Raw genomic sequence first — 19462 nt, 5'->3', positions numbered from 1 at the left:
ATATCACCTCCTTGTGAGTATAGAGTGTGATAAATAACATGACTTCATACACGGTTTATATATGGTAATTTATGGTTTTAGAAAAGTTCTTCAAACTTTTCTTCTTCCGCCACTACTTCAACTGTTTGTAATACCATTGTTTCTTTGTTCGCTACAGCTTCTTCGATTAATGGTGTGAAATCGTATTTCGCCTCAAAACGATTCGCTTTTTCACGCTTCGGCTTCGTCGCTGGGCTTGCTGGTGTGAATACTGTACAGCAGTCTTCGTATGGACGAATTGAAATATCATATGTGCCAATTTCTTCAGCGATTTTAATAATTTCTAATTTGTCCATCGTAATAAGCGGACGAATAACCGGATAGTTTGTCACTTCGTTAATCGTATGCATACTATCTAACGTTTGGCTTGCTACTTGTCCAAGACTTTCACCAGTCGTGATCGCAAGTGCGTTACGCTCCTCTGCGATACGCTCTGTAATACGCATCATCATACGGCGCATAACTGTCATTGAATAGCTAGATGGGATTTCTTTATTAATCGTTTTTTGCACTTCTGTAAATGGAACAAGGTGAAGTGTTACACGTTTACAGTATTTCGTTAACTCTTGTGCTAAATCGATTACTTTTTGTTTTGCGCGCTCACTTGTGAAAGGTGGGCTATGGAAGTGAACTGCTTCCACAGATACGCCGCGTTTCATCGTTAAGTACGCTGCTACTGGGCTATCGATACCACCAGAAAGAAGTACCATTACTTTTCCGCCAACACCAACTGGTAAACCGCCAGCTCCCATACGCTCATCGCACATAATATAGCTATAACCACTGCGAATTTCTACACGTACATTTACATCTGGATTATGAACATCTACAGTAATATCTTCTGTATTTTCTAGAATGTGTCCACCAATCTCAGGTAATAATTCCATCGTTCTCATTGGGAAATGCTTATAAGAACGGTGTACAGTAATTTTAAATGTTTTCACATCGCCTTTTACTTGTAAGAAAGCTGCTAATGCACCTTTTTTAATGTCTTCTAATTCTGATGGTACTTTCATCGCTAAGTTAAACTTATGAATACCAAATACATCTTTTAATCTTTCAGATACCGCTTCATGATCTTCGCCATTTAATTGGATGTACATACGGTCATGCGTTGCATCGATTTTAATATTTGGGAATTTTTTCAGTTTGAACTTCACGTTATCTTTTAATGTGCTTACAAATTTAGAACGGTTCTTACCTTTAGTCGTCATCTCTCCATAACGAACTAAAATATATTCATATGTCATCATATTCCTTTACCTCATCACTTCATATAATTTTGGCATCGTCTCTTTCACAATACCTTCAAATTGCTTTACTTCTTCCATCGTGTTTTCTGGCGCCAAACTAATGCGAATAGCACTTGCAGCAGCGGCATGTGGTACTCCCATTGACACTAACACTCTGCTCACTTCATTTGCTTTTGAAGAACAAGCAGATTTCGTTGATACATATACACCGTGCTCTTCTAAAGCATGAACGACCACTTCTGGTTTTAAACCTACAAATGATACATTTAAAATGTGCGGTGCTGCGTATGCAAGCGACGTATTAATCGTTACATCTTCCATCTCTTTAAAGAAACGAACAAGCTCTGCTTGTAAACTTTGCAAATGAGCTACCTTTTCTTTCACTTGTTCCATCGTCATGCGAAGTGCTTTCACCATCGCTACAATGCCAGGTAAGTTCTCTGTACCAGAGCGATACTTCAGCTCTTGTTGACCACCTGATAAAATTGGATCTAACCTTACGCCATCACGTACGTAAAGAAGACCTGTTCCTTTTACACTGTGGAATTTATGTCCAGATATTGAGCAAAGATCAATATGAGAAGCGTATAAATTAAGCGGTACTTTTCCTATCCCTTGTACATGATCCACATGGAATCTTATTTTCGGATAATTCGATAATAACGTTCCAATTTCACCAACGGGCTGAATTGCTCCAGTCTCGTTGTTCACGTGAATAATTGACACAAGAATCGTATCTTCACGAAGCGCTCGTTTTACATCCTCTACCGATACAACACCATGCTCATTAACCGGTAAATATGTTACATCAAAACCGAGATCTTCTAATTGTTTATATGCTTCAAACACAGACGCGTGTTCAATATTTGTTGTAATGATATGTTTACCGCGCGAACGATTCCTCATCGCTATTCCTTTAATCGCAAGGTTATTCCCTTCCGTTCCACCTGATGTGAAAATAATTTCAGAAGGTTTAACGTGAAGAAGCTGCGCTGCAATTGTTCTTGATTGTGTTAATAGACGCTCTGCCTCTCCTCCAAGCGAATGAATAGAAGAAGGATTCCCAAAATATTTCCCCGCAACCGTTACGTACGATTGAAGAGCTTCTGGATATGGCTTTGTCGTCGCACTATTATCAAAATAGATCATCGTTCTTCCCCTTTCAGCGCTGTCACATCATATAATCATATCACAAATACGTGTCATTACGCTAAGACTACGCAAAGGTTCCGTTATATTTTAAAACGAATCACCTTACTGTATTCCGCTATTCATTATAGCAACATCGCCTGCAAAATTACACAAAAAAACAAACCCTTATGAAAGGGTTTGTTCATTGTCTACATATTCAGCTATTTTTTGAACAACGCCAGGCTCAAGTTGCTCTAGTACAGAAGCTGCTTGTTCTAAAGCTGCATCGTATTGATATTCACGGAATAATTTCTCCGCATAATTTAAGCTCTCTGCAAGGTTTTCATCATGACTGCGGTAACGATTACCGTATTGAATTAATTTTTCAACTAAATACGCTTGTCCAATTAACTCTTCTGTCATTTCAGCAACACCATTAACAGTTGTGTAAGCTTCTTCTAAACTGCTATTTACAGCATTCATATTTAACGGCTTCACTTCTAATTGCTCATATACAGCTTGCATTGCCATTTGTCCTCTTTTTAAATCTTCCATAATGCTCTCTGGAAGACCTGGCAAATTCGACTTTTGCATAAAGCGTTTCGTTTCGAAAATAGTATTTCGCATTTCTTGTAACTTCTCACGTGCTTCAAATTCTTCTTTGCGCATCGTTTGCAGCATTTCTTTATATTCTGCATGAAGTACTTTTAATGTTTCACATTGCTCATAAATCTCTTCTAGTTCCTCACGAATAATAGAGAAGGCAATATCTTGTTCCGCAACCCGTAATTGCAACATTTCAAAACGTTTCATTAAAATGTGCATTTGCTTTTCAATTACTTTTTGAGACTCAATGTCCTTATCTTGTAACTGATAGCTTTGTTTCACGAGCTGTGTTTCTGCTTTTGTTTCAATCGTTTCAATGCGAATTTCTTCTAAGTCTTCATAAACAGAAAGTGTTTTTTGCTCCACATAATGTCTCGCATGTACTTCTTGTTCTAGTTGATCATAGAAGCTATCTAAACTTGTTTTTAAGTTTTCTACTTTTTCAGCCGCTTCTGTTATGTGAAGCTCCTGTATATCCATTAAACATATTTGTAGTTGTTTCTTCATATCGCGAACTTCTTTAGGGATTTCCAAATACTCTAATACATAACCTTGTCTTACCATATCATTATGTCCGTGTAATAAATCTTCCAGCTGAACCGGTAACGTCGCTTGACACTCTACCAATAAATCTGGAATTTGGTGAATAATGATTTCTAAATCTGCTAAACCTTCTTCCAAACTAATAACAATTTCTCTCGCTTTTAAATAGTCACCATTATTTGTTGCTTCTTCAAAGGTTTTAAATTTCTCAGATTCAGCGTCTAGCATCTCTTCGATTTTCTGCTCTGCTGCTCCATACATATGTCTATGAGCAAGAACACTCTTCTTCATACTACGATATGTATCACGTAACCCTTCGATTTCCGAGCTATTTTTTTCATGGCTTTCTAACAATTGCTGTAATTCATTTAAAATGTCTGTAATACGATTATCAGCGTCATCTAAACCACTTATGGATTCATTCATCGCATGCTTTGCTTTTCGGAAGGAGAATTGCGAGGCGAATTTTCGCGCTTGCGCTAAATCTTTTTCAGCTTTCGGAATGGTTGTTGATACAATTTCATCCCATTCTTCACGCCATTTACCAAACAGTTCTTCTGTTTGACCCGTCATATTTAAATCTTTCACCCGTTTTAGTTCATCTGCCACAGGTTTATCTTTTATCTCTTGTTTCCACTGCTCAAGTGCTTCAATATCTTTATATGAACGATTTCTTATCACAAGCTCTATCATGAGCAGCACTAGAATAGAGCTTACTACAATGATAACGATCGTCAGGATAGAATCCATGCAAAAAAGCCTCCTAGTTATATCTCTTTTTTTGTCCGTTCCGTTTATGAAATGGAAGGCATTATGTATAAAAAGGGAATTCCCCTATATTTAACAACTAACAATGTACTAATCATACCATGTAATGGTTTGTTTTTGACCTAGTTTTTTTTAAAATTTCATGTTTCTTTCAATGTAGTTGTAATCTTTCTCAATATTCTGTTTGGATTACCTCTCATCATCAAATGAATGCAATACAAGGCCTTCTTCCATATGAGATGCGAAATAAATTTTGCGCAAAAGTGGCGGTGCAATAGAAATCGCATGCACATTTCCTTGCCTTACCGCTTGCTCTACTGCTATTTCTGGAAGTAACGTAATGCCAAGTCCAGCACTGACCATCGCAAGCATCGGTTCTGCATAAGAAGTTTCAAATGCAATAATCGGTTTCGCACCTATCCCTTGAAACATATTCGTAATCATTTTCCTTACATCGCAGATTTCTGGGTATACGATTAACTTTTCATTTTGCAAATCTTCCATTCGGATTACTGTTTTCTCTTTATAAAGATGATCATTTGAAACGACACACACAATTTTTTCTTCTCTTATTTCTTTTATACACGTAGCACCTTCTACTACTGAATCGATGAACATCGCTTCAATCTTCCGTTCTTTAAAAAGTCCTATCAGTACTTTCGTATGCTCAATTTTCCATTCTACTTCGAACCCGTCATCTAATATATCTTTACATTTTGATATATAATGTGCTGCTAAACTTGGCAATATCCCTATAGAAATGTTCCGCTTCTCTTGAAACTTCTTCATTTCGGCTTTCACTTCATGTATGTGTCCCAAAATCGGTAACATTCTTGTTATGAATAACTCTCCAGCACTTGTTAATTCGACTCCTTGCGCGGAACGTTTTAATAAAGTAACCTCTAAATCCGCTTCTAACCTTTGAATTTGTTTACTAAGCGCCGGCTGAGAAATATGTAAAATCTTACTCGCCTTTGATAAACTTCGCGTATTCTTCACTTCAATAAACGATCGTACTGCCTCTAAATCCATCGTACACACCTCTAACAAAAAGTTATAACTGTCATAAAAAATCGATATTTCCTTCTATAAACAATTACTCTTTATACTTATTTCATCAACTTACTATAACGAAATGTAAAGGGGAAAGATACTCTTGAACAAAAAACAAATGCTACTCGGATCCCTCCTATGCTTACTTGCCGTAACGGCTTGGGGATTTATGTTTCCTGTCATGGCAAACGCCTTACAGTTTATCGATCCGTTCTTCTTCACAACGATTCGCTATGGATCAGCAGCTATTATTTTTCTTATTCTGCTATTACTTACCGAAGGGACAAAGTCACTCCGCTTAGAAAAGAAAACACTTTCGTTACTCTTTTACGGAACAGTCGGTTTCGCCGGATATGGTTTTCTCGTTTTCTACGGACAACAACTTGCCGGACCGTCTGGAGCCATCCATGCCGCGATGATTCAGTCTCTTATGCCACTCATCGCTTTATTATTGCAGTGGCTAACAAAAAACAAACGTCCACAAAACTACACTTTTCTTTGTATGTTCGTTGCACTTATCGGTGTTATGCTTGTCATTTCAAAAGGAAATATTCACTTATTATTTGGAGCTGCCAGTCACCTTTCAACAAATATACTTATGCTGTGCGGCGTTACTTGCTGGGTCATTTATACAAACGGTGGTGCTAGTTTTCAATCTTGGTCGCCACTTAGGTATACGACGTTAACTTGTTTATTTGGCTCAATTTCACTCATCACTATCGTCACTTTTTTAACTTATACAAACGTCGTTACTGTACCTTCACTATCGACAATTATGAACGTTCGTTTTGAACTCTTATATATGTCTATTATTGCAGGCGTTATCGCAGTATTTTGCTGGAACGCAGGAAATCGCTATATTTCATCTATTAATGGCATATTATTTATGAATTTAGTTCCTGTACTTGCACTTATCGGTTCCATCTTTCGAGGTTATACAGTCGACAAAATTGAAATTGTGGGCGCCTCATTAACAATTATCGCGCTATTATGCAACAATTTATGGCAAAGAAAAGAAAGCACAAAAATCCCCACCTCAGTTCGTTAGGTGGGGATTTCTCACATATGAACAGCTCTTGGCCATTCATAATACATATTCATTATACATAATGTTTGTTCCATCCATTGTTCAATTTCTTTCGTGTACATTTCTAAGAAAAAGGTCTCAGATGGAAAAGAATGTAGTACTTCTGATATATATTGCGGATATAAAAACGGCATATTTATCATGCCTTTTAATTGCGTCATAAACATTGTAAAAGATACCTTCTTAAACTCTTGTTTCATTTGTCCTTGCCTAATTACTTGCTCTATATAATATCTTTCTTTAGAAAAATAAACGGTCATCACTTCGCGAATTAATGTCGTATCAAGCGACAGCTCTCGGTAAAAGAAACGTGTCAGCTCCCTATTATCAAATTGATATCGTAAAATCCCGCGCACCATTTGCACCATCACATCTTTAGCCGACAAATATTCTCTCTGTTCAAAGGACGTTTCAATCACATGAATATACCCTTCTAAAAAATTAGTAATAAGCTGCTCTAATAGGCCTTGCTTTCCAGCAAAATAATATGAAATATTCGCTACATTCACATCCGCTCGCTTTGCAATGTCTCGCACCGACGTTCCATCATAACCTTTCGTGTTAAACAACGATATTGCCGCATCAATTACTTTTTGTTTCGTCTGTTTCATGCGCTCACTTCCTCTCACTGAACAGCTATAGTGTAAATTTCTTGACTTTTAAGACAAATTCCTTTAATTTTCTATCGACAAAGTCATGTGAAATACATCGTATTTTGCTAATGTTTTACACATCTCGATAAAAAAGGAGCTGTTTCCATGTTTACTAAAGAAAGTTATGCAGGATCTCTTGAAGAGCAATATGAGACAGTAATAAAACAACTGGATGCATTATTAACTGGCGAATCAAACGTAGTCGCAAACTTATCAAATGCGTCCGCATTATTAAACCAATTTCTAGATTGCGTTAATTGGGTTGGCTTTTATGTAACAGAAGGAAATCAGCTTGTTCTTGGACCATTCCAAGGAATGCCTGCTTGCGTGCGCATTCCATTTGGACGTGGCGTTTGCGGCGTTGCAGCTGAAACGAAAACAACGCAGCTTGTAGCAGACGTTCATCAATTCCCAGGACACATCGCTTGCGACAGTGCTTCGAATTCAGAAATCGTTGTACCGATTATTAAGGATGGGAATGTCATCGGTGTACTTGATATTGATAGTCCTGAGAAAAATCGTTTCGACGAAGTAGATCAGCGCTATTTAGAAAAGTTTGTGGAAACACTCCTAAAACATATGTAACAAAAAAGAGCTAGTTATCGATTAAGTACATCACGTACAAAACCGATAGCTAGCTCTTTTTTTATTGATTACTAACAGTAGATATTTTCTTTAACGCTTGCTCTAAATCAGAAACGATATCCTCCCACGATTCTAAACCGACAGATAAACGTATTAAATTATCATAAATGCCCATTTCTTGTCTTAACGCAGCTGGAATCGCGGCGTGCGTCATCGTTGCCGGGTGCTGAATTAACGTTTCTGTATCTCCTAAACTTACCGCAATTGTAATAAAGTGAAGGTCATTAATAAACGCCTGCGTCTCTTCTTTCCCGCCTTTAATTGAAAAAGATATAACGCCGCCCCCACGTTTCATTTGGCGAGATGCTAACTCTCCTTCTGGATACCAAACACCTTCTACCGCATCATGATTTTTTAGGAACGATACAATTTTTTCTGCATTATCACAATGACGATCCATTCTTACTGCTAGTGTCTTTAATCCGCGTAACAATAACCATGCGTCAAACGGTGCCATAATACCGCCGATATCTTTTCGCATCGGGCGGATTTTTTCAGCTAACGCTTTCGTTTTACAAATTGTTACACCCGCCACAACATCACCGTGACCACCAATATATTTTGTCGCACTATGAACAACCGCGTCACAGCCAAGTTCAAGCGGTCTTTGTAAATAAGGTGAACAAAACGTATTATCAACAATAACAAGTAACCCATTTCGCTTCGCAACCCGAATCACTTGTTTTAAATCAATTAATTTCATTGTCGGATTAATCGGTGTTTCAACGAAAATAAGCTTTGTATTCGGGCGAATTTTATTTTCAATATCAGCCTCTGTCTCCATATCACAAAACGAATGCGTAATCATAAATTTTTCTTCTAACACTTCTAAAAAACCGTACGTGCAGCCGTATAATCCATTTGAACAAATAATATGATCTCCAGCTTTTAGAAAACCAATTAACGTTGCGGAAATAGCTGCCATACCGGATCCGAAAGCAAGCGCTTCTTCTCCTCCTTCTAACACCGCCATACGTTCTTCGAATAATTTCACAGTCGGATTTCCAAGTCTTGAGTAAATATAAGATGAATCCACTCCCGCAAAACTCGCCTCTCCTTGCTGCGCAGTCTCAAATGTAAATGTAGACGTTTGAAATAAAGGCGGTGTTAAACTTCCTTTATGTTCCTCTGATGTATAACCGTGATGAATTAACGCTGTCTCCATATGCTTCTTTTTCATAAAAACATCCCCTTTTATGTTTTTATTGCCGCATATTCATCATTAAAAATTTGATGAACGTTTTATTTCATTTTATGTAAGCGTTTTATTTGTGTTTCTATCTCTTCTTTTATATCGTTTTAAATTCCTTCTTGTTCATTTCCAAAATTTATATGCATAAAACAAAAACGTACTCGCTTGACGAAACTCTGGGTAAAAGATATAATAGCGTTTGTGTAAAATAAAAAGGCAGCCTTGTAATGTGAGTTTATCGTTTGTATTTTGTTCCTCTACGGAGGTGTATCTCGTAACTCCCTGCTGCTGGAGCGAAGGTACATGAAAACAAAATGCCCGTAAATATCGATTACGTCTGTTTTTATTTTACGTAAATAAAAACATTTTAAAGGAGGAGTCAACTATGGCTCGTTATACAGGTCCAGCTTGGAAACTGTCTCGTCGTCTTGGAATCTCTCTAAGCGGCACAGGAAAAGAATTAGAAAAACGCCCTTACGCACCAGGTCCTCACGGTCCTAACCAACGTAAGAAACTTTCAGAATACGGTTTACAATTACAAGAGAAACAAAAACTTCGTCACATGTACGGCATGACTGAGCGTCAATTCCGTCGCACATTTGACCAAGCAGGTAAAATGCCTGGTAAGCACGGCGAAAACTTCATGATCCTTCTTGAAGCTCGTCTTGACAACTTAGTTTACCGTATGGGCTTAGCTCGCACTCGTCGTGCAGCTCGCCAATTAGTAAACCACGGTCACATCATGGTTGATGGCGCTCGCGTAGATATCCCATCTTACCGTGTAAAACCTGGTCAAACTATCAGCGTTCGCGAAAAATCTAACAACCTTGTTGTTGTTAAAGAAGCGATCGAAGTTAACAACTTCGTACCAGAATACTTAACTTTCGATGCTGACAAATTAGAAGCTACTTACACTCGTCACGCTGAGCGTGCTGAGTTACCAGCTGAAATCAACGAAGCATTAATCGTAGAGTTCTACTCTCGTTAATGACAAAAAGCCAATCCTGTGGATTGGCTTTTTTCGTTTATATATAAAATAAAGTTATTTATTTTCCTCTTTCTGAACATATACATAAGCATCTTTCTGCTCTTTATGTATATCCACCTTCGAATTCTCTGCAAGCTGACCCGCATTTAGCAAAGAAAAAATAATGAGCGCTTCTAGTGACATTTTGTTTTACCACTCCTTTCTAGTTGTTATACATTTATCATACCGCTTACATGTGATTTCCGTATGAACTCGAAAAGGAGATTACAACAAAATGGTTACAAGTATATGAATGCACGCTATAATAACCATAAAATAGGAGGTTGATTCATTTTGACAATAAACCAAATGGTTCAGTTAGGCAGTGCATGTATGTTATTTATTACTTCCGCGCTTATTAATTGGTATCAGGGAAGTAATTTAATAGATGATCCTGATGAATGGAAATATAGCGCTAAGTTTACGAATTACTTCAAAGGCACCGTTTCAAATTACGAAGATATTTATCAAATCGACTTCTTTATATATGCAGCAAAATTTTATCCAACAGCATTTATCGTTATGCTTATTAGCTTACTTTATATGATCGTATTAATTCTTCATATTCTATTTACAAGAACTCGTGAGGTAATCTAAATTCATACATAAAAACCCCGAATCATAAACTTTTCAGCCTACAATTCGGGGTACTATTTGTTTATATTCGTTTCGGATTAGTAACGAATTAAGAAATATTTCTTCTTACCGCGGCGAATGATTGTGAATTTACCTTCGATGCGGTCTTTTTCTGTTACAACGTAGTCTAATGCTTGTGTACGCTCACCGTTTACGTAGATTGCGCCGTTCGTTACATCTTCACGTGCTTGACGTTTTGATGGAGAGATTTTGCTTTCTACAAGTAAGTCGATTAATACTGTATCTTCTGCAGTACGTTCTACAGATGGTACGTCTTTGAATCCTTGCTCGATTTCGCTTGCAGTCAATTCTGCTACAGAACCGCTGAATAATGCAGCTGAAATTTTAATCGCTTGCTCTAATGCTTCTTCGCCGTGAACAAGTTTTGTCATTTCTGCACCTAATGCTTTTTGTGCTGCACGTTTTTCTGGTGCTTCAGCTACTTGCTTTTCAAGCTCAAGAATTTCTTCATGAGATAAGAATGTGAAGTATTTTAAGTATTTAACAACGTCGCGGTCATCTGTGTTAATCCAGAATTGGTAGAACTCGTAAGGAGTTGTTTTCTCTGGGTCTAACCAAATTGCGCCGCCTTCTGTTTTACCAAACTTCGTACCGTCAGATTTCGTAACTAGTGGAATTGTTAAACCGAATGCTTTTGCATCTTCTTCTGATTTACGGATTAATTCAAGACCAGCTGTAATGTTACCCCATTGGTCACTACCACCGATTTGTAGGCGGCAATTATGGTGTTGGTATAAGTTTAAGAAATCGTATGATTGTAAAATCATGTAACTAAACTCAGTAAATGAAATACCAGTCTCTAAACGAGATGCTACTGTATCTTTCGCTAACATATAGTTTAAACCGAAGTTTTTACCAATATCGCGTAAGAATGAAATGACATCTAAGTTACCAAGCCAGTCATAGTTGTTAGCCATTGTTGCTGGGTTTTCCACGTTTTCGAACTCTAAGAAGTTTGAAAGTTGGTTTTTAATGCTTTCTGTGTAGTAAGCAACTGTATCTTTCGTATTTAATGTACGCTCTGCTTTTTTACCACTTGGATCACCGATCATACCAGTACCACCGCCAACAAGTGCGATTGGTTGGTGACCAGCTAATTGGAAACGACGTAACATTAATACTGGTAACATATGACCAATGTGTAAGCTATCCGCTGTCGGGTCGAAACCACAGTATAATTTAACGCTTTCTTTTTCTAATAATTGCTCAAGGCCCTCAGCATCTGTTTGCTGATTAATTAGACCGCGAAATTCAAGATCTTGTAAAATACCCATATCCTACATACTCTCCTTTAAGTTCATTACTGGCGTGAAGGTTGAAAACATAAAAAAATCGCCCCTTCAAATAAGGGACGATTTTGATTATCGCGTTACCACCCTAGTTGCAGACCAAAAAAGCCTACCACCTTATTTACATAACGGCTTAGCACCGTCTTTTCCCTTTTGAATACAATTCAATCGAAAAAAGATGCTCTAGGGGCGTAATTCGCGATCATCTATGTGCTGATTTTCACCGGCCATCAGCTCTCTAAAACAGGGAAATGATCACTACTTCTCCCTTTCCACGCTCAATTATTCATATACTTTTCTTTATACCATCATTTATATAGGCGTGTCAAATAGAGGTCGGATTTCTCCTCTTGCCAATCCTTTACAACGTCATAAAGAGTATCGTAATAAGAGAAAGAACTGGAACACCAACTAATAATGATACGTGAAACACAACTGATAAATCATTCCCAATCGTAGCCTCCACAGGATCTTTCGCCGGAGAACCAAGAAATCCGATTAATCGATCGAAGCGACTTACCGTTTTTGGAAAGTCTGGTATTTCTACATGATCACTATCTAAATGTTGCTTTAACTTATATTCACTCTTAAAGGGATTTTCGCTCAATTTCATCCACCTCCAGCAATTGTTTCAATTTCTTTATCCCATTATGGAGTCTTGATTTCACCGTTCCGACTGGAATATCTAATACCTCTGCAATCTCTTTTTGCTGCATATCATGATAATAAGAAAGGATCAGGACCGCTCTTTGCTCTTCAGGAACTTTCAAAATCGCGTCCCTTACTGTGAGCCGATCTTCGTGAGAAAATTCTTTTTCCGGAATCGGCACTAAAAACGGCAAAAGCGTACGCCACTTTTTTCTTCTATTTAATTTATTAATCATAAGGCGATAACCGATTTGAAATAAATACGTTTTTATTTTTCCTTTTTCAAGTTCATACATATGTTTCTTTCGTTCTAACGTCAAAAACGTATCTTGTACAAGGTCGATACTTAATTGTTCATCTCGATTAAATCGATATAAAAATGTGTATAGCGCTGGTTTGATTAAAACATATAGTTTTTCCCCAGCCTGCTTATCTCCAATTTGATACGCAAGCATGAGCTCCTCCTCAATCCCAATCTGCGCCATGATTTTTGATCTCCTTTATTCCTTTTAATGTTAATGAAATACGGGAAATTAAATAACAACTTGCGACAATAATCCATACTTGCGATTGATTCGTAAAAAATTGAACATACGGATTTTGTATCGTATGACCACTTGAAACTAAAAAGTTTAATACTTGCACACATATACATGCATACACTGCAAGACAAACCGAAATCGTATCAAATACATTCCAGCGAAAATACACTTTTGTTTTTGTAAAATCAATTTTATATCCATTTTTCCGTACTATATGTTTTCTATCAAATGGAATAATGATTGAAAACATAACACTCATCATAACTCCAGCTGTGAACATTGAAACTTTAAATCCAATTGGCATTGGCAAAAACATTCCACAAGAAAATACAACTATAATTCCGATTAAAGCAAAAGTAAAAAGTAATTTATTAGGCATATAAAAGCCTCCCTCATCTATTCTTTCATAAATGTATACAGACGAGGAAGGCACTTCGTTCAAATATTATTTTATTTTTTTATAATCTTTGCAGGATTTCCGCCAACTACTACATGATCTGGCACATCTTTTCATACAACTGGATCAGTCGGTATATATATTTCTCCTAGTATCATTTTTTCTTTTTCTGTTTTCATTTTCTTCCCTCTTTATATGTAGGTTAAAGAGGGAAGAAAAAAGAAAGGTCTGAACACTATTTCGTTCAGACCTTTCTCTCTTAATCTTCCATCGTTGATAAGTCACCTGTTGGTAAGTTTAACTCCCACGCTTTTAATACGCGGCGCATAATTTTACCACTTCTCGTTTTCGGTAATTTGTCTCTAAATTCAATTTGCCTTGGCGCTGCATGAGCTGCTAGACCTTTCTTTACAAATTGACGAATTTCTTCTTTTAATTCTTCAGATGGCTCGTATCCTGCTCGAAGCGCGATAAATGCTTTAATGATTTCGCCGCGCACCGGATCAGGAATACCAATTACACCAGCTTCTGCAACAGCAGCATGCTCGATTAATTTGCTTTCTACTTCAAATGGTCCAACGCGCTCACCTGACGTCATAATTACATCGTCAATACGTCCTTGGAACCAGAAGTATCCATCCTCGTCCATATAGGCAGAGTCACCTGATACGTACCAATCGCCCGGCATAAAGTAAGACTCATACTTTTGCTTGTTATTCCAAATTCCACGCATCATCGCTGGCCAACCTTTGCCAATTGCTAAGTTCCCCATTGTGTATGGAGGCACTTCATTTCCTTCATTATCAACAATCGCTGCTTTCACACCTGGAATTGGTTTCCCCATTGAACCTGGACGGATTTCCATACAAGGGTAATTACAAATAACTTGTCCACCTGTTTCTGTCATCCACCACGTATCATGAATACGAAGTCCAAATGCGTTCATACCCCAGCGAATTACTTCTGGATTTAACGGTTCACCAACGCTTAACACGTGGCGCACTTGTGATAAATCATATTTTTTAATTGCATCTTGTCCAGCACCCATTAACATACGGAAAGCTGTTGGTGCGCTATACCAAACTGTTACACCGTAATCTTGCAGTGCTTCATACCAAGCTTCTGGACTAAATCGTCCGCCTAAAATAACATTTGATGCTCCGACTAACCACGGCGCGAAAATACCGTAAGCAGTTCCAGTTACCCAGCCTGGGTCAGCTGTGCACCAGTATACATCATCTTCTTTTAAATCTAATACCCATTTCGCCGTTTGGTAGTGCTGAACCATTGCGTTTTGTGCATGAAGCACACCTTTTGGTTTGCCAGTAGAACCAGACGTGTAATGTAGAATCAAACCGTCTTCACGGCCTAACCATTCGATATGTAATTCTTTTGAAGCTTGTTCGAATAAAGGATTGAACGCTACCGTTTTACCGCCTTCTTCTACATGATCTCCAACAAGGAAGACTGTTTTTAAAGCTGGTAAATCATTTAATGGTACGCGCTCTAACAATTCAGGCGTTGTAATTAACACCTTTGCTTCGCTATCTTCTAAACGATCGCGAACTGCTCCTTCCATAAACGCTTCAAATAGCGGTCCAACGATTGCCCCTAATTTCACTGCACCAAGAAGGGCAAAATATAACTCTGGGGAACGCGGCATAAAAATAAAAACGCGATCGCCTTTTTCTACATCGCCATAATTTTTCAGGACGTTTCCTGCTTTATTAGAAAAATCCTTCATTTCCTTAAATGTATATTTCTCTTTTCGCGATCCATCTTGATAATAAAGGGCTACTTTATTCTTTCGATCGGATTTCGCATGCTTATCAATTGCCTCATACGCCATATTTACTCGGCCTGTTTCATTCCAAGTAAAGTTTTTATTAACCTCTTCCCAGTTAAAATTCGCGTATGCCTCATCATAATTCGGCAAATTATTTTCTCCTTTAATGACAGGAAGCGTTTCTACTTTCATACTTTACATCCCCCTCCTATGTATTCTATTATCTATTATAAAGACATTATTTAAAATTTTCAGTATATTTGTTGATTTTTAGACAAATTTTTAATGACAAAATTCGATTCACATCGCATATATTATAAAGTACGATATGAATAGATTCACAAACCCTCAAGGTGGTGAGCAATACATTGATCCATAAAAAAATATATAATGCTAGAAACTTAAAAACAGCGAAAGGCACTTTAATTATTGAAGGTCCTGTCTCTACACATAACTTAGAAATGTATGAATTTCATCCAGATTTAGTTGCGTTTCGTCCTGCCGAGCAGCAATATAAAGCAATTGTCGAAATTTCTAAATTACCAGAAGCTCGTCTCATTATCGCTAGACATGACCAAACGATTGTTGGATATGTTACATACTTGTATCCTGATCCACTTGAACGATGGTCAGAAGGAAAAATGGAAAACCTAATTGAGCTTGGAGCAATTGAAGTGGTCCCAGCCTTCCGCGGGAGTTCTGTCGGAAAGAACTTACTAGAGGTTTCTATGATGGACGATTATATGGAAGATTACATTATATTGACGACTGAATATTATTGGCACTGGGATTTGAAACAAACAGGCTTAAATGTTTGGGAATATCGAAAAGTAATGGAAAAGATGATGAATGCCGGCGGGTTACAATGGATGGCTACAGATGATCCTGAAATTTGCTCGCATCCCGCTAACTGTTTAATGGTCCGCATCGGCAAACGCGTTGATACGGATTCTATTCAAGCATTTGATCGTCTACGTTTTCACAATCGTTTTATGTATTAAATAAAGGGGGCAACTGGAATGATTGTAGAAGAAATTATGAATCAAGATGTGTTGACACTACACCCAAACGATACAATCGAAACAGCAATCCGAACGATACGCACGAAAGGCATTCGGCACATTCCAATTGTCGATCAAAATAATCATGTCGTAGGCATTATTTCTGATCGGGATGTAAGAGATGCAAGTCCGTCTATTTTAGATGAACAAGTTTCACTCGATATGCTGAAGCAACCACTTGAACTTATTATGAAACACCCTGTTATGACTTGCCATCCTCTCGATTTCGTTGAGGAAATTGCTACTTTATTTTTTGAAAATAAAATTGGCTGTCTCCCTGTTACAAAGGCTGGAAAGTTAGTTGGAATCATTTCTGAATCTACTGTACTGCACACGTTAGTGAAATTAACAGGAGCTCATCAACCGAGTTCACAAATTGAAATTCAAGTAAAAAATGAACCTGGTATTCTCGGAAAAGTCGTTGCTATTTTTAGTGAGTTACAAATAAATATCGTGAGCGTTCTCGTCTACCCAGCAAAAGATGAGAATGATAAAGTACTCGTTTTCCGCATCCAAACGATGAATCCGCTAAAAGTGATTGATGCACTTGAGGCAGAAGGCTACCGCGTATTATGGCCGAACATTATGGGGATGCAAGCATGAGTAGCGCGTTTATTTATTCGGATGACTTTCGGGGCTATTCATTTAGCCCTGATCATCCTTTTAACCAACTGCGCGTCACACTTACGTATGATTTATTACAAAAGGGCGGTTTCATCTCTCCTTCTCAAATCATCTCACCACGGATGGCTACAGATGAAGAGATTGCCTACATTCATACAGAGGAGTACATAAATGCGGTAAAACGTGCTGGAGAAGGAAAGTTAGAAAAATCAATTGCGATGACATATGGACTCGGAACAGAAGATACACCGATGTTTCCAAATATGCACGAAGCAAGTGCATTACTCGTTGGCGGTACGTTAACAGCTGTTGACGCTGTTCTTTCTGGAAAAGTAAAGCACGCGCTTAATTTAGGTGGCGGCTTACATCACGGCTTCCGCGGCAAGGCATCTGGCTTTTGTATTTATAACGACAGTTCCATCGCAATGAAATATATTCAGAAGAAATACGGTTTACGCGTTTTATATATTGATACAGATGCTCATCACGGTGATGGTGTACAGTGGTCTTTTTATGACGATCCTAACGTATGCACCATTTCACTACATGAAACGGGGCGATATTTATTCCCTGGAACTGGCGCTGTAAATGAACGCGGACAAGGTAATGGCTATAGTTATTCTTTTAACGTTCCACTCGATGCTTTTACAGAAGACGAATCGTTTTTAGATTCCTATCGAACTGTCGTAAAAGAAGTTGCCGCATACTTTAAACCGGATATTATTTTAACGCAAAATGGCGCTGACGCACATTACTACGATCCACTTACACACCTTTGCGCAACGATGAATATTTACCGCGAGATACCGAAGCTCGCTCGCGAAATCGCTAACGAATATTGCGAAGGTCGCTGGATTGCTGTCGGCGGTGGTGGCTATGACCATTGGCGCGTCGTCCCAAGAGCGTGGGCACTCATTTGGCTCGAAATGAATAACATCCAAAACATCTCAGGTTATCTCCCTCCAGAATGGATTGACGCTTGGAAAGGACAAGCAGAAACAGAACTTCCCCTCACATGGGAAGATCCAGACAACATGTATAAACCTATCCCCCGCAAACCAGAAATTGAAGAAAAGAACGCATTAACTGTAGCGAAATCCCTTGAAATTATTCGGAATAATATGAAAAAATCTTTGTACTAAACGAAAAGGAGGCTCGTTTTTGAATAGCCTCCTTTTATTTATTGTCGATTTCTGTCGGTAAGTCGATATATTCTAATAATCGCTGATATATTTTTATGTACTAACGGACTTTATGGGAAAAGGTCGTAATATTATGTGGAAACAACAAATGATCCATACGAAACGTGGTACATTTGAACTTTTTACAAAAGGAAATGGCGAACCGCTTTGCATTACACATCACTATTCACAATTTAATGAAACTGGTGATTACTTTGCGGATGTTTTCACTGCTACGCATCGTGTATTGCTCATTAATTTACGAGACGCTGGTAACTCAGCAAAAGCCCAGGTAGAAAACGAATTAAGTATGATTGAAACAATTCACGACTTAGAAGCAATACGAGAAACTTTACAACTTCCAACATGGCATTTCGCTGGTCATTCAACAGGAGGTATGCTTGGACTTCTATACGCAATCACATATCCCAAATCCTTACAATCACTAGTCGTCGTTGGAGCCGCAGCAAGTAATTATACTGAAACACCATTTTGTATTTATCATCCGGAACATCCTCAGTTTCATTATATGCAACAGCTCATCGAAAATTTAAAAAGCCCTCACCTTACAAGTGAAGAACGGAAAGAGCTATCTACTAAGAGAACAAAATTATCATTATATAAACCGGAAAACTACAATTCTTATTTTTGTAAACCAATCCAAAAAACTATGTCCGCTAGCCGTATGAATGCTTTCACCAATGAATATCTTTCATTTGACTTAAGAAAGGATTTACCTTCCATCCAAACAAAGACCCTTATTATATGCGGAAGACATGATGTACAGTGCCCAATTCAGTATTCTATCGAGATGCATGAGGGCATACGTAATTCTATTTTTATGATATTTGAAGAGAGTAATCATTATCCCTTTTTGGAAGAAGCTGCTCAGTTTACTTCTACTACTCGAACATTTTATAAATTGTTACATTAGTACCGTTATTATTAAGGAAAGCTCATAGTCTCTATAAGACTATGAGCTTTTTTCAAAAGAAGTATTTCAACTAGTAACAATTAAAAGAAGAACACACAAAACCACTAAACCTAAATCAATAAATACTGCCTTTTTATCTCCTTCTTTTAAACTTATTAGAAAACTAGAAACTATTTTAATTGCAAAAAAGACCATCATAAATAACCAACCAAAATGATCATTTGTATAATCTTCATCATAAAACATTTGTATTGCACCAATAATTAATAAGATAAGTATAATATTAGTCCCGATTTTTAAAGCCTTGTTTGATTTATTATCTTTTAATATATCCCCCAAAATGTAG

At 37.7% G+C, this 19462-nt stretch carries 21 protein-coding genes and 1 other annotated feature; of the genes, 8 read left to right on the top strand and 13 right to left on the bottom strand.

What is annotated here, in order from left to right; translation table 11 throughout:
• Window positions 1-77: 77 nt before the first annotated feature.
• The 4 genes from thiI to MR147_RS16280 all read right to left on the bottom strand — a co-directional run bounded on the left by thiI (window position 78) and on the right by MR147_RS16280 (window position 5372).
• Window positions 78-1292, bottom strand: coding sequence for a tRNA uracil 4-sulfurtransferase ThiI (thiI, locus tag MR147_RS16295; RefSeq protein WP_000989285.1), 1215 nt, complete (start codon window positions 1290-1292; stop codon window positions 78-80).
• A gap of 6 nt (window positions 1293-1298) precedes the next feature.
• Window positions 1299-2441 carry a cysteine desulfurase family protein gene (locus tag MR147_RS16290; protein WP_000638971.1) on the bottom strand — a complete coding sequence of 381 codons (1143 nt, stop codon included), beginning with the start codon at window positions 2439-2441 and terminating at the stop codon, window positions 1299-1301.
• 168 nt (window positions 2442-2609) lie between these two features.
• Window positions 2610-4322: a septation ring formation regulator EzrA gene (gene ezrA, locus MR147_RS16285; RefSeq protein WP_000377297.1), complete on the bottom strand. Its 1713-nt coding sequence runs from the start codon at window positions 4320-4322 to the stop codon at window positions 2610-2612.
• A gap of 207 nt (window positions 4323-4529) precedes the next feature.
• Window positions 4530-5372, bottom strand: a complete 843-nt coding sequence (locus MR147_RS16280) for a LysR family transcriptional regulator (protein WP_242304560.1) — start codon at window positions 5370-5372, stop codon at window positions 4530-4532.
• Window positions 5373-5496: 124 nt separating this feature from the next.
• Here MR147_RS16280 and MR147_RS16275 point away from each other — a divergent pair, with 124 nt between their 5' ends.
• Entirely contained in the window at window positions 5497-6441 is a 945-nt protein-coding gene (locus MR147_RS16275; RefSeq protein ID WP_242304559.1) for a DMT family transporter, read from the top strand.
• Window positions 6442-6452: 11 nt separating this feature from the next.
• Here the strand turns inward: MR147_RS16275 and refZ are convergent, their stop codons facing one another.
• Window positions 6453-7091: a forespore capture DNA-binding protein RefZ gene (gene refZ, locus MR147_RS16270; protein WP_242304557.1), complete on the bottom strand. Its 639-nt coding sequence runs from the start codon at window positions 7089-7091 to the stop codon at window positions 6453-6455.
• A gap of 147 nt (window positions 7092-7238) precedes the next feature.
• Here refZ and MR147_RS16265 point away from each other — a divergent pair, with 147 nt between their 5' ends.
• Window positions 7239-7718 (top strand): GAF domain-containing protein, encoded by a 480-nt coding sequence (locus MR147_RS16265; protein ID WP_242304555.1) that lies wholly within the window; start codon window positions 7239-7241, stop codon window positions 7716-7718.
• A gap of 61 nt (window positions 7719-7779) precedes the next feature.
• Here the strand turns inward: MR147_RS16265 and megL are convergent, their stop codons facing one another.
• Window positions 7780-8958 carry a methionine gamma-lyase gene (gene megL / locus MR147_RS16260; RefSeq protein WP_242304554.1) on the bottom strand — a complete coding sequence of 393 codons (1179 nt, stop codon included), beginning with the start codon at window positions 8956-8958 and terminating at the stop codon, window positions 7780-7782.
• A gap of 397 nt (window positions 8959-9355) precedes the next feature.
• Between megL and rpsD the strand changes: the two genes are divergently transcribed.
• A complete protein-coding gene (rpsD, locus tag MR147_RS16255) occupies window positions 9356-9958 on the top strand; it encodes a 30S ribosomal protein S4 (protein WP_000135311.1) in 603 nt (200 codons plus the stop codon).
• Between the two features lie 54 nt (window positions 9959-10012).
• Here the strand turns inward: rpsD and MR147_RS16250 are convergent, their stop codons facing one another.
• Complete coding sequence (locus MR147_RS16250) at window positions 10013-10141, bottom strand: hypothetical protein (RefSeq protein WP_000050940.1); 129 nt, start codon at window positions 10139-10141, stop codon at window positions 10013-10015.
• Window positions 10142-10291: 150 nt separating this feature from the next.
• On the opposite strand from MR147_RS16250, the gene MR147_RS16245 reads away from it, so the two are divergent.
• Window positions 10292-10594 carry a YjdJ family protein gene (locus tag MR147_RS16245; protein ID WP_074564663.1) on the top strand — a complete coding sequence of 101 codons (303 nt, stop codon included), beginning with the start codon at window positions 10292-10294 and terminating at the stop codon, window positions 10592-10594.
• A 77-nt stretch (window positions 10595-10671) separates the two neighbouring features.
• On the opposite strand, the gene tyrS is transcribed toward MR147_RS16245, so the two are convergent.
• The 5 genes from tyrS to acsA all read right to left on the bottom strand — a co-directional run bounded on the left by tyrS (window position 10672) and on the right by acsA (window position 15508).
• Complete coding sequence (gene tyrS / locus MR147_RS16240) at window positions 10672-11928, bottom strand: tyrosine--tRNA ligase (RefSeq protein WP_000512096.1); 1257 nt, start codon at window positions 11926-11928, stop codon at window positions 10672-10674.
• Window positions 11929-11998: 70 nt separating this feature from the next.
• Window positions 11999-12227 (bottom strand) — a binding site (T-box leader).
• A 77-nt stretch (window positions 12228-12304) separates the two neighbouring features.
• Entirely contained in the window at window positions 12305-12550 is a 246-nt protein-coding gene (locus MR147_RS16235) for a hypothetical protein (protein ID WP_074606487.1), read from the bottom strand.
• On the bottom strand, window positions 12531-13076 hold the full coding sequence (locus MR147_RS16230) for an RNA polymerase sigma factor (protein ID WP_074606485.1): 546 nt from the start codon (window positions 13074-13076) through the stop codon (window positions 12531-12533). Before MR147_RS16230 ends, MR147_RS16235 begins: the two co-directional genes overlap by 20 nt.
• Complete coding sequence (locus MR147_RS16225) at window positions 13057-13512, bottom strand: hypothetical protein (RefSeq protein ID WP_074606483.1); 456 nt, start codon at window positions 13510-13512, stop codon at window positions 13057-13059. The genes MR147_RS16230 and MR147_RS16225 overlap by 20 nt, the downstream gene beginning before the upstream one ends.
• Window positions 13513-13789: 277 nt before the next feature.
• Window positions 13790-15508: an acetate--CoA ligase gene (gene acsA, locus MR147_RS16215; RefSeq protein ID WP_000862042.1), complete on the bottom strand. Its 1719-nt coding sequence runs from the start codon at window positions 15506-15508 to the stop codon at window positions 13790-13792.
• 176 nt (window positions 15509-15684) lie between these two features.
• Here acsA and acuA point away from each other — a divergent pair, with 176 nt between their 5' ends.
• The 4 genes from acuA to MR147_RS16195 all read left to right on the top strand — a co-directional run bounded on the left by acuA (window position 15685) and on the right by MR147_RS16195 (window position 19116).
• Window positions 15685-16317, top strand: a complete 633-nt coding sequence (gene acuA / locus MR147_RS16210) for an acetoin utilization protein acetyltransferase AcuA (protein WP_000581400.1) — start codon at window positions 15685-15687, stop codon at window positions 16315-16317.
• A gap of 18 nt (window positions 16318-16335) precedes the next feature.
• A complete protein-coding gene (locus MR147_RS16205) occupies window positions 16336-16980 on the top strand; it encodes an acetoin utilization AcuB family protein (RefSeq protein WP_242304552.1) in 645 nt (214 codons plus the stop codon).
• On the top strand, window positions 16977-18143 hold the full coding sequence (gene acuC / locus MR147_RS16200) for an acetoin utilization protein AcuC (RefSeq protein WP_000092796.1): 1167 nt from the start codon (window positions 16977-16979) through the stop codon (window positions 18141-18143). Before MR147_RS16205 ends, acuC begins: the two co-directional genes overlap by 4 nt.
• Before the next feature lie 112 nt (window positions 18144-18255).
• Window positions 18256-19116, top strand: coding sequence for an alpha/beta fold hydrolase (locus MR147_RS16195; RefSeq protein WP_242304551.1), 861 nt, complete (start codon window positions 18256-18258; stop codon window positions 19114-19116).
• Between the two features lie 66 nt (window positions 19117-19182).
• Here the strand turns inward: MR147_RS16195 and MR147_RS16190 are convergent, their stop codons facing one another.
• A complete protein-coding gene (locus MR147_RS16190) occupies window positions 19183-19455 on the bottom strand; it encodes a hypothetical protein (RefSeq protein ID WP_000502324.1) in 273 nt (90 codons plus the stop codon).
• Window positions 19456-19462: the final 7 nt, after the last annotated feature.

It is taken from the genome of Bacillus cereus group sp. BfR-BA-01350 (assembly GCF_022663775.1).
Lineage (GTDB): Bacteria > Bacillota > Bacilli > Bacillales > Bacillaceae_G > Bacillus_A > Bacillus_A paranthracis.
Note: the sequence above shows the minus strand (reverse complement) of the source record. Positions and strands in the feature narration are given on the sequence as shown.

Coding starts and splice junctions, on each gene's coding strand:
- MR147_RS16230 (WP_074606485.1), bottom strand. CDS start 13,076: ATGGCGCAGATTGGGATTGAGGAGGAGCTCATGCTTGCGTATCAAATT.
- acuC (WP_000092796.1), top strand. CDS start 16,977: ATGAGTAGCGCGTTTATTTATTCGGATGACTTTCGGGGCTATTCATTT.
- MR147_RS16205 (WP_242304552.1), top strand. CDS start 16,336: ATGATTGTAGAAGAAATTATGAATCAAGATGTGTTGACACTACACCCA.
- ezrA (WP_000377297.1), bottom strand. CDS start 4,322: ATGGATTCTATCCTGACGATCGTTATCATTGTAGTAAGCTCTATTCTA.
- MR147_RS16195 (WP_242304551.1), top strand. CDS start 18,256: ATGGGAAAAGGTCGTAATATTATGTGGAAACAACAAATGATCCATACG.
- MR147_RS16250 (WP_000050940.1), bottom strand. CDS start 10,141: ATGTCACTAGAAGCGCTCATTATTTTTTCTTTGCTAAATGCGGGTCAG.
- MR147_RS16290 (WP_000638971.1), bottom strand. CDS start 2,441: ATGATCTATTTTGATAATAGTGCGACGACAAAGCCATATCCAGAAGCT.
- MR147_RS16280 (WP_242304560.1), bottom strand. CDS start 5,372: ATGGATTTAGAGGCAGTACGATCGTTTATTGAAGTGAAGAATACGCGA.
- thiI (WP_000989285.1), bottom strand. CDS start 1,292: ATGATGACATATGAATATATTTTAGTTCGTTATGGAGAGATGACGACT.
- MR147_RS16265 (WP_242304555.1), top strand. CDS start 7,239: ATGTTTACTAAAGAAAGTTATGCAGGATCTCTTGAAGAGCAATATGAG.
- tyrS (WP_000512096.1), bottom strand. CDS start 11,928: ATGGGTATTTTACAAGATCTTGAATTTCGCGGTCTAATTAATCAGCAA.
- megL (WP_242304554.1), bottom strand. CDS start 8,958: ATGAAAAAGAAGCATATGGAGACAGCGTTAATTCATCACGGTTATACA.
- refZ (WP_242304557.1), bottom strand. CDS start 7,091: ATGAAACAGACGAAACAAAAAGTAATTGATGCGGCAATATCGTTGTTT.
- MR147_RS16225 (WP_074606483.1), bottom strand. CDS start 13,512: ATGCCTAATAAATTACTTTTTACTTTTGCTTTAATCGGAATTATAGTT.
- acsA (WP_000862042.1), bottom strand. CDS start 15,508: ATGAAAGTAGAAACGCTTCCTGTCATTAAAGGAGAAAATAATTTGCCG.
- rpsD (WP_000135311.1), top strand. CDS start 9,356: ATGGCTCGTTATACAGGTCCAGCTTGGAAACTGTCTCGTCGTCTTGGA.